This window comes from uncultured Campylobacter sp. (assembly GCF_938045775.1).
GTDB lineage: Bacteria > Campylobacterota > Campylobacteria > Campylobacterales > Campylobacteraceae > Campylobacter_B.
In genome coordinates this window covers 1-16,677 of record NZ_CALIBH010000261.1, presented here as the reverse complement: position 1 = coordinate 16,677, position 16,677 = coordinate 1, and the positions used below count along the sequence as shown (strand labels likewise).

The following is a 16,677-nucleotide window of genomic DNA, read 5'->3' as shown; positions in this document are numbered from 1 at the left end:
ACAGCGACGCGCACAGATCGCAGGGCTTGCCCTCTTTCGCCGCCAGCGCTGAGTTTAACTCGCGCTCCTGCTCGGTCTTGGCGGGCTTTAGGCGCAGATCGCTAGATTTTAAAGCCTGCCCGCGATACGCCAAACAGGCGTCTAAATTTTTAATCACGGCGATACCCATTTTGACCTTTTTAGGCTCGTTCGTCTCGTGGCTGAGCGCGCCGCTTGGACAGGCGAGCACGCAAGGAAGCGCGCCGCAAAGATAGCAGCCCCGCTCTTTTGCGTCGATAACGGGAGTGCCGATATCAAAAAGATGAGTAATATCCAGCAGATAGATGCTGTGATAGGGGCAGACCTGCACGCATTGACCGCACTTGATACAGCTAGAGCGGAAGCCTTGTTCCGCTAGCGCTCCGGGCGGGCGCAGATATAAAGAGGCGGAATCCCCACTAGAATTTTGTTTTATGGGATTCGGCGCTGGATTTTGTCCTGTGGAATTTACGGAATTTTGCTCGTTTAAATTTTGCACTTCACTGCCCGCGGAATTGGCAGAATTTTTATCCGCAAACAAGCTCGCTGCCCCGAGTGTCCCAAGCGCTCCGCCGAGTAGTTTTATCGCTTCGCGTCTATTCTTTATCATTGCCTCATCCTAGGTTTTGGATCTTTTAGCAGTAGCTCAGGCTCTGAAAACGGAGCGAGCTTAGAGATGAAATTTAAAAGCGCGATCCCGCTGGAGCCGTAAAAAAACCGCACGTTCGGTTTATACGCCCAAAGCCTATCCGCGTAGGCGTATGAGCTGTAGCTAACGTCGCCGTAGCCGTCGCCGTCGCGGTCAAATCCGTCGTAATCGTCGAAGTAGTTGCCACTCCATTCGTTTTGCAAGAGCTTGGATTGTGGGGTATCGTTCAGTACGATCTCCATATTGCCTTTAAATTTATTGTTTTTAAATACGCTTTTTAGCTGCGTGGCGTGGAATTGCACGCCGATGCTGTTGTATTCGATATCATTGTTTTCAAAAACGTTAAGTGAGCCCGGCTGATAGGGGGATTGATCCAGATAAAATCCGCGGGCGTTGTAGATGACTTTATTATCCGTAACCCTGAAATTTGAGCTATCCTTCATACCTATGCCTACGCCGTAAGCGCCGTCTGCGTTGCGCACGACGTTACGTCTGGCGATATTATCGCTTGAAAACATAAAAAATAATCCCACGCTATTGCCGTCGTAGTAGTTATCCTCCACGACGTTATGCCCGGAGTTCATAAAGTGCAATGAATAACGACAACTGTGGCCTTTATTGCCCGCGACAAGATTGCCGTTAGAGAAGTAAAAAACGGTGTCGCGGACGTTGTGGACGTCGTTATTTAAAATTTTATTGGCATTGGAATACCAAAGTTTGATGCCGTCGCCTTTAAAACTCGTGCGGTAGGTATTGCTTGAAATTTCGTTGCCCTCGATCGTTACGTCGTTTGCCTTGCTTAGCACGACGCCGTAGAGCACGTCTTTGATGAGATTATTTTTTATGATTACGCTGTTTACGTCGCTTACGTTGATGCCCGCATCCTCGCTAAGATGCTCGAAGCCTCCGTTTTGAATTGTTAAATTCTTGATTGTAACATGCGGAGAGCGGACGCGGATGACCGTTCCGTTGCGATCGCCTATGATCACGGCGGAGCGGTTTAGTCCGTCGATAGTAAGGGGCTTATCGATTAAAACGTTGCCGTGGTACTCGCCCGCGGCTAGTTCTATAATATCGCCCGCTTTTGCGCTATCGATCGCGTCTTGAAGCTCGCCTGCGCCTAAGCTTAGCGCGAGCGAGAATGCTAGAAGCAAAAGCCTCATCTATGCTCTCGTAGGAATTTTTTCTTAGATAGTAGAGCTAACGCCGATAGCAGCGACAGGGCCAGCATCAGCCAAAAGCCAAGAGCCGGATATGAATGGGTAGTAAAATGCGCTACGCTGCCGTCGCCAAATGCTGTAGGCATAAAAGGCTTTATTTTAAACGCGCCCCAGTCTTGCAGGTTGTGTCCGAACCAATACAGCCAACCCACATAGCAGCCGATGAAGATAAGCGGCGCAATGATCGGCAGGATCATAAGCAGAGTCTGCCCCTTGCCATCATAGTACAAAAACGCAAGCATGCCGATCGTAGCGATTATGAGATAATACGGCGATAGCGAGTGCTCGAGCGTGCCGCCGCGCCAGACGGGATACATTCCGATATAGTGGTTTAGGGTATTCATCTCGCCGACATCGCCGCTAAAGCCGTCAACGTGGACGTAAAGTGGAATTCCATCGGGGAAAGCCTCTTTTGGATAGTTCGGCGCTTCGAGTGAAATTTTCCACACCGGTATGCTAGGAACCCCCACTTCAAATTTATGCTCCAGCATCGCGCCTAGATCATTTTTAACATCACTAGGAATTAGGTGATTTTTATACGATGCTTTTGTATAAAAATTCCATATCGGTGCGGAGTATGCGGGCAGCTGCGAGACGCTGCTAACCTGCCCCGATACGATTTTGCCTTGGACTTTGAAAAATCCGAGCGTAGGGATGGTAAAAGCGACCGTCATAATAAGCAGCGCTAAAATCGCGTAAATTTTATATTTTGGCATTTCGTCTCCTTTAAATTCTCCCCCTTGCGGGGGAGAGTGGGGCTAGTTAAGACCCGCGTTCTCATCGACCCATTTTAGGTATTCGATGATATCTTTGATCTCTTCGTCTTTCATATGCTGATTTGGCATGCGAAGGTTGAAGTAATTTATCATTGCCTTAACGTAGTCGTCTTCGTAGAATTTAGCAGGGTCTTTGATGAAATCGGCTACCCATTTCTCGCCGTTTTCGTGGCGAAGTAGGACGCCTGTTAGATCAGGACCCGAGCTTACTTGGCCGATGACGTGGCAGCCGTTGCAGCCTCCGCGTAGGTAGGCCTTCTCGCCGTTAGATGCAGCCTCGCTCATAGGAGTGGAGAGCTCACGGATTAGGTTGTTTTTAGCGCGAAGTCCGACATCTGCGGTTTTTACTAGATACTGCCAAACTTGACCTTCCCAAAGTATCGCGCCGTTCATATCGCCCGCTTTTACCGCGGCGTCTGCCTTGGCTTTGGTTTCAGGAATTTTGCCGTATTGATCTAGCGCATCATCGACTAAAGCCTTGACCTTAGGATATTTCTCGTAGTTTTTCTCTTTTAAGAATTTAACGACTGATTGAATAACGTCGTCGGTGGCTTTATTTGTAGCTACTACCTTGTCGTATTCGGCTTTTAGAGCCTCTGGGCTAAGAGCTTTTAGCATAGACGCTTTAGCTGAAGTGTATTTTTTATTCGGATCTTTTACGTATAGATATCCGAACATCTCAAGGTGCAGCGCAGAGCAGAATTCCGTGCAGTAGAAAGGAAATACGCCCTCTTTATCTGCGATGAAATTTACGCTCGCAGTCTTGCCTGGCTCAAGTGACATATGCAAATCGTAATCATCAACCGTAAAGCCGTGAGTTTCATCCTCGGCACGCTCTAAATTTGTCATATAGATCGTTACGTTATCGTCCTTATTAACCTCGATGTGCTCAGGATTAATATGGCTGCGGATCGCTGTAGCATAGACTTTTACGTTTTTGCCGTCGCGCTCGATGCGCTCCTGACCTGCTAGCGTCATAGCAGGGTGCTGCTTGCCGGTGCGAGAGTTCGTTCCCATAGTATAGGTAGGTTTCGTATGAAGCTTACTAGCTGCGATAGAAACTACGTCGTGCGGCTCGCCTAGACCGATAGGAAGATCGTAGAGCATCTCCATTTTAGGTCCTGTAATGTCGATCAACTGGTGATTTTGCGGATGAAGCGGTCCGATAGGATTAAATCTATCGATCGAAAGCTTATCCAGCGCGATTACGTATTTGCCGACAGGCTTTGAGGATTTGCCCTCCATAGAATCAAGGTGTCCGATATTGTAGTGGACGTTGATCCTATCTAAAACCTTTAGCGTTTTGTAGTTCCATTTTACGATCTGGCTATCAACGTAAAGCGATGTATAGATTACGCCATCTTGCGAATCGAAGGTATTATGCAAAGGTCCAAGACCAAGCTCTGCTTGTCCGTGAAGCGTCTTTTGCATATCTAGGATCGGAATTCCGTATGGATCCTTGCCTGCGTATTCTTTTTTATCAATTAGCTCTTTGATCTTTTTAAAATCATAAACGCTAGCGTGAGTATCTAGTTTACCGCCGATAATGATATAGCGACCATCAGGGCTAACATCGACGCCGTGAGGGGATTTGGCTTCAGGGATCAAAAATAGCGCTCCCGCTTTTACGGCGGCGTCTATCGTAACGATTCTGTGTCCGTTTACAACCTTGTAGTTTTTGCTGTCTTGAGCAAGTTTTTCTAGAATTTGCCAGTTGTAAACGTGCAAGTAGTCGGTATCGTTGCGGCTCATGCCAGCTTCCATAGGAGGCAGACCCTTTTCGATGCCGCCTGTGTACATTTCGGAGTTGAAGCTGTTGGTAAACGCCCAGCCGAAGCTTTCGCCCTTACCTGCGTCACTTAGATCTTGCATGTATGGAGGAAGCTCTAGAGAAAAGGATTTATTTACGTCGATTTTGCCTTTATCGTAGTCAAATTTCCATAGCGTTACCGCACCGCGATAGACTGCTTGATACTCCTCGATTGGGTGCCAGTCGTTATCAAAAGGTGCTGCGTATTGGCTAGTTTCGATGACGTATTCGGTATTAGGCGTTACGAAAGAACCGCCGTGATCGCTTTTGATTACGGGATTTACGACTATTTGAGTGGTTTCGAAATCGGATAAATTTATAACCGCGATTCTTGGGTTCGCCTTATCGTTGATAAAGAGATAATCGCCCACATACTCGCCGTTTTTCTCGCTGAAATTTGGATGGTGAGTATCGCCCCAGTTGATCTCTTTGCCGTTAATGGAGCCCGATCTTAAGACCGCTTTACTCTCCTCATCAAAGCCGTATCCCTGCCAAGGCTCCGGGGTAAATACGCCGATATATTTGTAGATCCTCATCGACGGCACGCCGTAAACGATCACCTGTCCGCTTTGACCGCCGGAAGAGAAGACCATATAATCGTCCTTCCTACCGGTCGGCTGATAGGTCTTAGCCGCCGCCAAAACGTCTTTTTCGCTTAAATTTCGTTCTTTCATTACGCGCTCTAAGTCGCTATCTGCGGCACACAGGGCGCTTGCGGCGAACAAAACCGAGCCCAAAAGCACGGGTTTGAAACTTTTTAACATACTAATCCTTTCTTAGAATTTTAAAATTTTACCTGATTTGCTGACTACGAGGATCGCATCCTCGTCTGCGTACATCGCTAAAAATTCGCTTTTTAAATCCACAACCTCCTTTAATCCTGCTTTTTGATTTTCGTAAATTTTATCTTTAGTAGCGATAAACTGCGTGCCGCGGGCGCATACGATGGATTTGATCCAAGAGCCCACGCTTTTGCGCTCGCCGCTTTTTAAATTTATAAAATTCCCCTCTATATCGCCTGTAAACAGCGTCCCGTCGCAGTCTGCAAGCGCAGTGGCTATAGAGCCGTTTAAATTTTTATCGCCAGCTTCGGCTGAAATTTCGCTTTGAGTTTTAAGCCCCTCGTCTTGAAATTTTGCGCCTTTGAATTCTGAGCTTTGAAATTCCGCGCTCTTTGCGCCGCCAGCTTTCGTTTCGTTTGGCTCGGAGCCTTGCGCGCTTTTCGCATTATTAAATTCTGCATCTTTAAATTTTATGTCAGCAGGTTCCCCATGCGCAGCGCGATTGGGCGCTGTATCGCTGCCGCTAGATTTAGTCGCGACAAGATCTGCGCTAAAACAGGCTACGCCGTTCCAGCTTGCGACGCAAAGTCCGTTAGCGCCTAGGCTAACGGCATTGATCCTGCCGTAATTAAGCGAAATTCCGCGCAGCCTATTAGGGGCGAAATTTTTATTTAAAGATTGCCCGTTCGCGGTGGAATTTTCACCCAAGGCGTAGCCGCCATCCGCGCTGTTATCAGGGTCTTCGTCTAATCTTATTAGTTGATTCTTATCCACTACCGCGTAAATCGCGTCTTTTGCGGCATAGATCGCATCTATTTGGGCTGTGCCGCTACGCCCTGTCTTAAGCGCGCCTAAAAACTTTAATCTGTCATTTAGCACCGCGATTTCGGCTCCACCCCAAGCTAGATAAATTTTGCCGTTTTTAAAATTTAAAGCCGTAATTTCGTTATCGCTGTATTTTTGCGCGAACTCCACATCCCATTTAGCAGTATCAAACATCCTAAGCTCGCCGCCACTGCCGCATAAAAGCAGTCGGTGCGAGCTTGCGTCGAATGCGCCCAGACGTAGCGTGGCGTTTAGATCAAAGCTACCGGCTGCTGCTATCTGCGATAAACAAATCAAAAAGGCAATACAAAATTTTATAAAATTCATCTTAATCCGCTCTTTGCGGAATGATACTCTTCCAAGGCTTAAAAATCGGTTTAAAGCTTGAGCTATAATGAAATTCTAAGATTTCTTAAAAGTTGGGAAATTCTACGATATAAAAACAGCTCTAAGTAAAATTTTATTTTTCGCATTTTGCTATATAAATTCTGCTTTAAAATTATAATTTCAGTAAATTTTTATTTTGATAGATTTTTACAATTTGTAACGCTCCTTTAATTTTGTTTAAATAAAAAGTTAGTATAATCGCCAAAGTTTGTTTTAAATTTTACTGAAGGAGAAACTATGGAGTTTCTGACAAGTTTGTCTGAAAGCACTCAATTCTTTTTGCAGCTCATTATAGTCTTGGGCTGTTTGTTTTATGGTGCTAAAAAGGGCGGTATGGCGCTGGGAATTCTAGGCGGTATAGGCTTAGTGATCTTAGTGTTTGGATTTAGATTAGAGCCGGGTAAGCCGGCAGTGGATGTTATTTTAACTATCCTCGCAGTTGTCGTAGCAAGTGCAACGCTACAGGCTACGGGAGGACTTGATGTAATGCTTCAAATAGCGGAGAAATTGCTTCGTAAGCATCCAAAGATGGTTTGTATCATCGCTCCAACTGTTGCGTGGACGCTTACAATCTTATGTGGAACCGGACACACCGTCTATACGCTGCTTCCGATCATCTATGACGTAGCTATTAAAAACGGAATTCGCCCTGAGCGCCCGATGGCTGCTTCTACGATCTCCTCGCAGCTTGCTATCATCGCCAGCCCCGTTTCGGTTGCCGGCGTTTCGATGGTCGCGATCTTGCTAGGTCAAGGCGTGCATATCGAGGGCTTTAGTACGTATTTGGATCTGCTAAAACTCACTATCCCTTCTACTTTCATCGGTATGCTTGCGATCGGAACGTGGTCGATTTTTAGAGGTAAAGATCTGGATAAAGATCCGGAATTCCAAGAAAAGATCAAAGACCCAGAGCAGAAAAAATATATCTACGGCGAAAGCACGACCTTGCTAGGTCAAAAGCTTCCTAGGATTAAGTGGGTTTGCATGTGGATATTCTTAGCCACTATTGCGCTAGTAGCGGTTTTAGGTTACGAAAAAAGCTTGCGCCCTGCGTGGACTAAAAATGTCCCTGGCAAATCCGTAGAGATCATCGTCGATAAAAAAACGGTCAAAAATATCACGATCAAAGATGGTCAGGTCATTTCTATGGTGGACGGCGGTAAGGTCGTCTCAAACGTCAAAGAGTCTAAAGCCAAAGATGCGACGAAATTTAATAGCGTCGAAATTTACGACAAAGATAAAAAACTTGCTCAAAGCATCGTCGCTCAGGACGGAAATGTAGTAATTACGACAGGCGATAAGAGCGAAAGTATCGCAAATGCAAGCATTGTCGTAAAAGATACTATGAAAAAGACCACAAATTTAAATATGGTCTTAACCATTCAAATTTTCATGCTTCTAGCGGCGTCCATCATGATGATTGTCTCAGGTATTAAAGCGGGCAATATCGCTAAAAATGAAATTTTTCATAGCGGTATGATCGCGCTCGTAGCCATTTATGGAATTTCATGGATGGCAGAGACTATGTTTACTGCTCATATCGAAATGCTAAAAGCGTCGCTAGGTAAGGTCGTTATGGCGTATCCGTGGACATATGTCATCGTTTCGCTTTTGATTAGTAAATTCCTTAACTCTCAAGCAGCAGCGGTTGCTACTTTCGTACCGCTCGCGGTTAGCATCGGTATTGATCCAGGTCTTATTATTGCGTTTGCACCTGCTTGCTACGGATACTATATCCTACCTACCTATCCGAGCGATCTTGCGGCGATCCAGTTCGACCGCTCCGGCACTACGCACATCGGTAAATTCGTCATCAACCACAGCTTCATTTTTCCTGGGCTAATAGGCGTTCTTACTTCATGCGCGATGGGCTTTATCTTCGCTCATATTTACGGCTATTTATAATAGTTGCGCTCGCGGGCATACGGCTCGCGAGCTTTAAATTTCAAAATTCTTTAGATTAACGCTCCGTGCCCGCGCAAAGCTAAATCGTTTTAAATAAAATTTACGTTATAATCCCGCCAAATTCCACACAGGAGGCAGATATGCAAATCCCCATCGCATACGGCAAAGATGATCATCTAAACCTAGAGATAAACGAGAAAAATTTGCTCGGCGTTTTCGATCCAAACCCCGTGGCTAAATTTGACGAAACGGTGCTCATCGCAAAGGCTCTGGCAAATCCGATAAATCAAAAAAGCTTTGACGAGTTCATAGCGGGCGATGAAAAGATCGTCGTCATCGTAAACGACGGCACCAGGCCTACGCCTACGGCAAAAGTTTTAAAGCAAATTTACCCAAAAATCCGCGAGAAAAATAAAATTTTCATCATCGCCACGGGCTGCCATAGAGAGGGCACGCAGGAAGAATACGAGATGATCTTCGGCAAAGAAATTTACGCGGAGATCAGAGCCAAAAACGAAGTTCACGATCACGACTCCAAGCACGACGAGATGGTATTTTTAGGCGAGTCCAAAAACGGCACGCAGATGTATCTAAACAAAATCGTAGCAGAAGCCAAAAAGGTAATCGTCATAGGCTCGGTCGAGCCGCACTATTTCGCAGGCTACACCGGCGGCAGAAAGGCATTTTTGCCTGGCACGGCGTCGTATGAGAGCATCACGCAAAACCATAAACTAGCTCTTAGCTCCGACGCTCAGGCGCTGCGCTTAGAGGGCAATCCCGTGCATGAAGATATGATCGATGCGATGAAGGTGCTAGCGCACATCGACGTTTTTTCGATCCAGACGGTGCTTGATAGCGAGCACGGCGTGTATTACGCAAGCACGGGCGACTTAAACGACAGCTTTTACGACTGCGTAAAAAAGGCCGACGAGGTATTTTGCGTAAATATCCCGCACAAGGCTGAAATCGTGATCTCGGTCGCGCCCTATCCGATGGACGTCGATCTCTATCAAGCGCAAAAAGCCCTAGACAACGGCAAACTGGCGCTTGCTGAAGGGGGAATTTTAATAATGGTCGCAAAGTGCCGCACGGGCATCGGTCCAAAGCCGTTTTTTGATCTGATGGCCTCCGCCGACACGCCTAAAAAGGTGCTCGAAAAGATCAGCGCTGGCTTTAAGCTCGGCTATCACAAGGCCGCTAAAATGGCTGAAATCTCGCTCTGGGCGCAGACCTGGGCGGTGAGTGATCTAAGTGACGATGAGATGCGAGCCGTGCACCTAAAGCCGTATCACGACATCCAAAAAGCCGCGCGCGACGCGCTAGCGCAAAAGGGCGCGGACGCAAAAATCATCATCCTGCCGTTTGGCTCGATGACGGTGCCTAAGGCGTAAGTTTGGCTAAAATTTTATATTACGACGCGAGCTGCGGCATCAGCGGCGATATGAACTTAGCCGCGCTGGTGGAGCTCGGCGTGGATTTTGGCTATCTTTGCGCCGAGCTTGAGAAGTTAAATTTAGCCGGCGAATTTAAGCTGGAGCGCAAAAACGTGCTAAAAAACGGCATCACCGCTACTAAAATCGACGTAGTGCCGCTAAAATCGCAACCCCACGCCAGAAGCTACGCGGGTATCAGGCAAATTTTAGAGAGTTCAAATTTAAGCCAGAGTTGCAAGCAAAGAGCGGGCGCGATATTTTACACGATCGCGCAGGCCGAGGCCAAAGTCCACGGCACGGGCATAGAGCGGGTGCATTTTCACGAGGTCGGCGCGATCGATAGCATCGCGGATGTCGCGGGCGCGGCGATCTGTTTTGAATATCTATTTGAAAAATTTGGAATTTCTCGAGTTGTTAGCTCCAAAATTGAGCTTGGCGGCGGCGTAGTGATCTGCGATCACGGCGCGCTTAGCGTGCCTGCACCCGCCGTTTGCGAAATTTTAAAAGGCGTGCCCATAAGCCTCGGACGCGCAAATTTCGAGATGACTACGCCAACGGGGGCGGCGATCTTAAAGGCCTGCGCGGACGAGTTTACGCACAGCGCGAGCTTTAGTATTAAAAAGATCGGCTACGGTGCGGGCGGTAAGGACGCCGCGGACTTTGCAAACGTGCTTCGCGCGATGATCTGCGAGGCGGATGAAAATTTGAACGATGAAAGCGACGAGTCAAATTTAAGCGAAAAAACCGGCTACGGCGAGGTTTGCAAACAAATTTTAATCTCCACGAACATCGACGATATGGACGCCGAGAGCTTTGCGCTTGCGTGCGAAATTTTGCGAGAAAACGGCGCGCTGGATGTATTTAGCCGCTCTATTTTTATGAAAAAGGGGCGCATGGGTTTTGAGCTAAACGCGCTGTGCCGCAAGCAGGACGCGCAAAATTTAAAGGATCTGATATTTACGCACACGACGGCGATTGGCATTCGCGAGATAGAGGTTGCTAAAACCGAGCTAAAACGCGAGTTTGTGCGGGTGCAGACGAAATTCGGCGAGATAGGGCTTAAAATTTCTGGCACCTGCCAAACGCAAAAAATAAAGCCCGAATTTGAGGACTGCAAGGCTGCGGCGCTCGCGTACGGCACGACGATAGAGCGGGTGCGAAATGAGGCGCTAGAAATCTATGACGAAACTAGAAAAACTAAAAGCTGATCTGCGCGGGCTGGGCGAGCTGGCGGTCGCATTTAGCGGCGGCGCGGACAGCTCGCTACTGCTGCGCGCGGCGCACGACGCGCTGGGTGAGCGCGCGATCGGCATAACGATCAGATCGCCCTATATGTCCTCGCGCGAGATCGCAGAAGCCGTAGAATTTGCCCGCATCTATGGCATCCGCCACGAAATTTTAGAGCTAGGCGTCGCGGACGAGATTAAAAACAATCCCGAAAACCGCTGCTATCTGTGCAAAAAGGCGGTGTTTTCGCGCCTGATAGAGTGCGCCCGCGAGCTTGGCTTTAGCCGCGTCGCAGACGGCACGAACCGCGATGATCTGGGCGAATACCGCCCGGGGCTCAAAGCAAAAGAGGAGCTAGGCGTGCTCTCGCCGCTGATAAATTTAACCAAATCAGAAATCCGCGAGCTCTCGCGCGAGCTGGGCTTACCCACTGCCGAAAAGCCCGGCTATGCGTGCTTGCTAACGCGCCTGCCGCACGGACGCGAGATCGATGAGAGCGAGCTAAATTTGATCGAAGCCGCGGAAAATCTACTCATCGCAAACGGCTACGCAAACGTCCGCGCGCGGTGCGACCGCAAAAATATAAAGCTGCAAATGCCCTTTTCTAGCATGCGAGACTTCCTAAACGACGCTAAATTTAAAAGCGTCGTTAGGCAGCTCGTGACGCTGGGCGCGGCGGATGTGACGCTCGATCTAAAGGGGCTTAGAGAGGATGTTTTGCATGAGAGAGGATGAAATTTTAGAGCTTTTCGAGGGGATAAAAAGCGGCCGCGTGAGCGAGCAAGAGGCGCTGAAATACCTGAAAAACTACCCTTATGAGGACGTGGGCTGCGCCAAAATCGACACTCAGCGCGCCCTGCGAAACGGCGCGGGCGAGGTGATCTACGGCGAAGGCAAGACGGATGATGAAATTTTACGCATCACAGCAGCGATCGGCGCGAGAGGGCAAAATATCCTGATCACGCGCACGAACGAGCGGGTTTTTGAGCGGCTGCGCGAGGCGTTGCCGCAGGCGGAGTTTAACGCTCGCGGCCGCGTCATCAGCGTCAAATTTAAAGAGCCCGCGCTCACGCAAAGCTACATCGCGATAGTCTCCGCAGGCACCGCAGACGGCGCGGTAGTGGAGGAGGCGTACGAAACGGCGAGATTTTTAGGCAACGACGCGCGCAAATTTAGCGACGCGGGCGTGGCGGGGCTGCATAGGCTGATCGCAAATTTAGAGCAGATACGCGGCGCAAAGGTCGTGATCGCGGTGGCGGGCATGGAGGGCGCGCTAGCTAGCGTGCTGGCTGGCCTCGTGAGCGTGCCGGTGATCGCGGTACCCACCAGCGTGGGATACGGAGCGAGCTTTGGCGGGCTGGCGGCGCTACTGGCGATGCTAAACAGCTGCGCAAACGGCGTCAGCGTCGTAAATATCGACAACGGATTCGGCGCCGCGTATAACGCGAGCCTGATAAATCATCTCTGAATTTACGTTCGCTGCTCTGCTGAATGAACAGGCTAAATTTAAGCATACGAATGTAAAATTTGACGAGTAAATTTAAAAGGAAAAAGTTGCAAGATAAAATTTTAAGCGAACTAAAAACAAGCGAGTGCGATTATGGAGACGCTGCGGCAAAACTTGTGATTTTAGCAATTCCAATTTACATTGTTGCGGGTCCAAATAGTGGCTTTGAAGGCATTATGGCAGCCATTTTATTTTATGCATTCGTGAGGGCTGTAATTAGCATAATTTCATGCCATTTATCGCCTAAAGCCTTAGCGCTCGCAATCTTTGCCCTCTCGCTAGTTATCGAAACTGCACAATATTTTAAAGTGCTTGAAATTTTAGGCGTCCAAAATTCTATATTGCGGATAATTTTTGGTGGAACATTCGATTGGACGGACATCATCTGCTACGCGATAGGCTGCGCTTTAGCTTACGCATCTGAAAGTATCATTTATGATAAGGCGCGACTATGGAGACGTAAAAGGTTGCCTAAAAATTTTAATGAAATTTTGCAAAGCGGCGATGAAGAAAAGATCAAAGCGGTATTTCAAGACCTCGATATAAATGCGACTGACAAAGACGGCAACACGATACTGCATATGCTTCATGCGGACAAAAATATCAAGGAAAAAGACCCAAACTCGCCCTATGTGTATATGGGCGCAAATTTAATCGAATGGATCATCATGCAAGGCGGCGACATAAACGCTAAAAACAAAAAGGGCGAGACGCCGCTTAGAAATTTTATGTGGTATGTATATAAAAATTTAAAACCGCATCAAAAACTAATAATTATAGCCCATCCCGGATCCTATTTTTATAAATATGCTAAAGAGATGAATGAGGTTTTAAATACTGATTTTGGCGTAATGTGCAATTACGTATATTACATGCTGCCTAGAGTATCAAAGTATGTCATTAATCCAGAGCAAAAGCTAATGTTTGGTTTATATCATATGCAATTAGAGGCATCGGGGGATTTGGATAAGATGACGCCGTTTATAATATACAATACTATACCAAAATCGCCAGATGAACAAACAGATGTTTGGCGCCGCTTCGGCAAAAGGTTGGAATATCTATATGTGCCCGAGTATCCAACGGATATGGAAAAACACGATCCGCAAGAATACAGTAAATTTACCTATGATTTTTGGATGAAATTCTTAAGACAAAAAGATAGCGTGCAGTATAAAATGATACATGCGGCTACTAATTTATACTGGTACTGGGACTATAACGGGGAATATGGAAGTTGGATTTTATGGGATGACGATTATACCGATAAAACCGCCGCCGAAATCAAAAAATATTTTAAGCTAGGCAATAGGCTAGATGAGCTAAATGACGACGTGCTTGATAAGATGTTTTATGATCTAAGAAAGAGCTGGCATGCCGAAGATGTAGGTAAGCTTAGATACCTGTTCGTGCTTTGGTTGCTTAAAAACCCCGAGCCGTTTTTCGAGGATGAAATTTAAAAGGAGAAGCAATGGATAGACAAAAAGCTGTGCAAAAGATGACCGAGGTCATGGCGAAATTCGTCGGCTACACAGGCAAGGTGCTGCCCGACGACGTTACGGCGAAGCTGCGAGAGCTCGCCGAGCGCGAGACGCAGCCGCTAGCGAGAGAAATCTACAAAACGATGTTTGAAAACCAGCGCCTAGCCAAGGAACTAGACCGTCCGTCTTGTCAGGATACGGGCGTGATCCAGTTTTTCGTGCGCTGCGGGGCAAATTTCCCGCTCATCGGCGAGCTTGAAGAGCTGCTGCGAGAGACCGTACTGCGAGCGACGCGCGAGGCTCCGCTGCGTCACAACAGCGTCGAGACGTTTGACGAGTACAACACCGGCAAAAACGTCGGCAAGGGCACGCCGAGCGTCTTTTGGGAGATCGTGCCGGATAGCGGCGAGTGCGAGATACACACCTATATGGCTGGCGGCGGCTGTAGCCTGCCCGGCAAGGCAACCGTGCTGATGCCCGGCATGGGCTACGAAGGAGTCGTAAAATTTGTCATGGACATAATGACGAGCTACGGCATAAACGCCTGTCCGCCTCTGCTAGTTGGCGTGGGCGTAGGCACCTCTATCGACGTGGCGTCCTTGCTATCCAAAAAAGCGCTGATGAGGCCGCTAGGCTCGCGCAATCCAAACGAACGCGCCGCGCTAACCGAAAAGCTGCTCGAAGAGGGCATAAATAAAATCGGCCTGGGCCCGCAAGGCATGAGCGGCGCGAGCTCGGTCATGGGCGTGCATATCGAAAACTGCGCCCGCCACCCAAGCGTCATCGCCGTCGCCGTAAACGTGGGCTGCTGGTCGCACCGCAAAGGCCATATCGTCTGGGACGAGCAGCTAAATTTTGACGTAAAATCGCACAAGGAGTTCGCGCTATGAGTAAGAAAATTTTAACTACGCCGATCGCGCCCGAGGATCTGGCGGATATCAAGATCGGCGACGTGATCTACCTCAGCGGACACATCGTTACCTGTCGCGACGTACCGCACAGACGCGTCGCGCAGGAGGGCCGCGAGCTGCCGCTTGATATCAGAGGCGGCGCGATCCTGCACGCGGGACCGATCATCAGAAAAACGGGCGATGGCGGCAAAGAATGCTTTGAGATGGTCTCGGTCGGGCCGACTACTAGCATGCGGATGGAGAAATTTGAGCGCGAATTTATCGCCAAAACGGGCGTGCGCCTCATTGTCGGCAAAGGCGGTATGGGCGAGGGCACGATGAGCGGTTGCAAGGAGTTTGGCGCGATACACTGCGTATTTCCGGCAGGCTGTGCGGTGGTGGCCGCGACGCAGGTCGAGGAGATCGAAAGTGCCGACTGGACGGAGCTTGGGATGCCCGAGACGCTGTGGAAGTGCCGCGTGAAGGAGTTTGGCCCGCTCATCGTCTCGATCGACGCGCACGGAAATAATCTTTTTGAGCAGAACAAGGTCAAATTTAACGAGAAAAAGGATGCGGCGCTAGCTGAAATTTTACCGCAGGTCGGGTTTATAAAGTAGCTAAAATTTGGGTGGCTCGGGTTTTAAATTTTGCGCCTTAAATTTTTGTGCCTTGCCACTAAATTTTAAAATTTAGCGCTATAATGAGGGGCAAATTTTAAGGGGCTTTGGACGGATGGCGCGGGCGTAATCGATTAATAAAACAGCCGGCGGGGCTAGGCGCGAGATTAAATTTTATCTGCAAAATTTAGCTAATCGCGTGGATAAATTTTAAAAATTTATCCCGCAAAGCCGCCGTTTTAAAGCGCCGACTAAAAGCGCGCGCTAATCTCGCCGAAGCTCTTTCGTAAATTTGGCCTACGCGCTATTTTTCTGTGCGAATTTTACGTTTGCATAGAGGTAGCTTGCAAGCCCTAGCGCGCCCAGTATCGCGCCCGCCTCGCCTATGTGTTCAAGACCGAACCTCGTTGCGACTTGATGCCCCAAAAGCGCTCCGCCGCCGATGCCTACGTTATAGATCGCCGAGTAGATCGATATCGCGACATCGGTAGCGTCGGGAGCTAGCGCTAAAACCCTAATCTGCAAACAAAGCCCAAAGCCGAAAATCCCCACTCCCCAGACGAAAGCTGCAAGCAGCAGCGCCGCGTCATTTGCGGCAAAAGCTTTTAGCGTCAGCACCGAGGCTAGGATAAAAAGGATCGAGCAGATCAAAAATGCGTTTGGAAAAGGGCGGTAAAGCTTTGAAAAAAGCACGCTCGCAGCGATGCCAGAAGCACCGAACGCAAGCAGGACGTAGGTTACGAAGTGATCGCCTGCGGGGTTAAATTTTGCCACGAAGGGCTCGACGTAGCTATAGGTCGTAAAATGCGCGCCTACGAGCAAAAACGTCAGCAGATACAAAGCAAGCAGCATCGGGCGCCTTGCAAGCATCGGCAAACTCGCAAGAGAGCCCGCGCGGCGGCTTGGCAAAAACGGTAAAATTTTCCAAAGAAATAGCGCCTCGGCCGCGGCAAGCGCGCCGATCGCGAAAAACGTAATCCTCCAGCCGAAAAGCTCGCCGACCACACGCCCTAAAGGAAGCCCCAAAACCATCGCCAGCGAGGTGCCCAAAGCAAGCATGCCGATGGCCTGAGAGCCTTTATTTATCGGCGCTACGCGCACGACGAGCGATGAGGTGATCGACCAAAAGATCGCGTGCGAAATCGCGATG

At 48.6% G+C, this 16,677-nt stretch carries 14 protein-coding genes; 8 read left to right on the top strand and 6 right to left on the bottom strand.

Going from position 1 to position 16,677, the window contains the following annotated elements; genetic code table 11:
- The 5 genes from Q0238_RS10885 to Q0238_RS10865 all read right to left on the bottom strand — a co-directional run.
- The coding region (locus tag Q0238_RS10885; protein ID WP_297945967.1) for a 4Fe-4S dicluster domain-containing protein at positions 1–559 on the bottom strand (559 nt) is incomplete at its 3' end.
- A 65-nt stretch (positions 560–624) separates the two neighbouring features.
- Positions 625–1,830 (bottom strand): nitrous oxide reductase family maturation protein NosD, encoded by a 1,206-nt coding sequence (locus tag Q0238_RS10880; protein ID WP_297945962.1) that lies wholly within the window; start codon positions 1,828–1,830, stop codon positions 625–627.
- The gene (locus Q0238_RS10875; protein WP_005870834.1) at positions 1,827–2,603 is read right to left on the bottom strand and encodes a hypothetical protein; all 777 of its coding nucleotides are present in this window, start codon (positions 2,601–2,603) and stop codon (positions 1,827–1,829) included. The genes Q0238_RS10880 and Q0238_RS10875 overlap by 4 nt, the downstream gene beginning before the upstream one ends.
- Positions 2,604–2,645: 42 nt before the next feature.
- Entirely contained in the window at positions 2,646–5,237 is a 2,592-nt protein-coding gene (nosZ, locus tag Q0238_RS10870) for a Sec-dependent nitrous-oxide reductase (protein ID WP_005870833.1), read from the bottom strand.
- Positions 5,238–5,249: 12 nt separating this feature from the next.
- Positions 5,250–6,407 carry a hypothetical protein gene (locus tag Q0238_RS10865; RefSeq protein WP_297945961.1) on the bottom strand — a complete coding sequence of 386 codons (1,158 nt, stop codon included), beginning with the start codon at positions 6,405–6,407 and terminating at the stop codon, positions 5,250–5,252.
- 297 nt (positions 6,408–6,704) lie between these two features.
- Between Q0238_RS10865 and Q0238_RS10860 the strand changes: the two genes are divergently transcribed.
- From Q0238_RS10860 to ttdB, 8 genes are all read left to right on the top strand, one after another.
- Positions 6,705–8,372: an anaerobic C4-dicarboxylate transporter gene (locus Q0238_RS10860; RefSeq protein ID WP_297945959.1), complete on the top strand. Its 1,668-nt coding sequence runs from the start codon at positions 6,705–6,707 to the stop codon at positions 8,370–8,372.
- Between the two features lie 140 nt (positions 8,373–8,512).
- A complete protein-coding gene (larA, locus tag Q0238_RS10855; RefSeq protein ID WP_297945957.1) occupies positions 8,513–9,763 on the top strand; it encodes a nickel-dependent lactate racemase in 1,251 nt (416 codons plus the stop codon).
- A 2-nt stretch (positions 9,764–9,765) separates the two neighbouring features.
- Positions 9,766–11,013: a nickel pincer cofactor biosynthesis protein LarC gene (gene larC, locus Q0238_RS10850; protein ID WP_297945955.1), complete on the top strand. Its 1,248-nt coding sequence runs from the start codon at positions 9,766–9,768 to the stop codon at positions 11,011–11,013.
- Positions 10,985–11,767, top strand: coding sequence for an ATP-dependent sacrificial sulfur transferase LarE (gene larE / locus Q0238_RS10845; protein ID WP_297945953.1), 783 nt, complete (start codon positions 10,985–10,987; stop codon positions 11,765–11,767). The genes larC and larE overlap by 29 nt, the downstream gene beginning before the upstream one ends.
- Positions 11,754–12,500: a nickel pincer cofactor biosynthesis protein LarB gene (larB, locus tag Q0238_RS10840; protein ID WP_297945965.1), complete on the top strand. Its 747-nt coding sequence runs from the start codon at positions 11,754–11,756 to the stop codon at positions 12,498–12,500. Before larE ends, larB begins: the two co-directional genes overlap by 14 nt.
- 86 nt (positions 12,501–12,586) lie before the next feature.
- Positions 12,587–13,999: a DUF2809 domain-containing protein gene (locus tag Q0238_RS10835; protein ID WP_297945951.1), complete on the top strand. Its 1,413-nt coding sequence runs from the start codon at positions 12,587–12,589 to the stop codon at positions 13,997–13,999.
- 11 nt (positions 14,000–14,010) lie between these two features.
- Positions 14,011–14,910, top strand: coding sequence for a L(+)-tartrate dehydratase subunit alpha (ttdA, locus tag Q0238_RS10830; protein WP_297945949.1), 900 nt, complete (start codon positions 14,011–14,013; stop codon positions 14,908–14,910).
- On the top strand, positions 14,907–15,527 hold the full coding sequence (gene ttdB, locus Q0238_RS10825; RefSeq protein ID WP_297945947.1) for a L(+)-tartrate dehydratase subunit beta: 621 nt from the start codon (positions 14,907–14,909) through the stop codon (positions 15,525–15,527). Before ttdA ends, ttdB begins: the two co-directional genes overlap by 4 nt.
- A 297-nt stretch (positions 15,528–15,824) precedes the next feature.
- Here the strand turns inward: ttdB and Q0238_RS10820 are convergent.
- A partial coding sequence (locus Q0238_RS10820; protein ID WP_297945946.1) for an MFS transporter occupies positions 15,825–16,677 on the bottom strand: 853 nt, incomplete at its 5' end.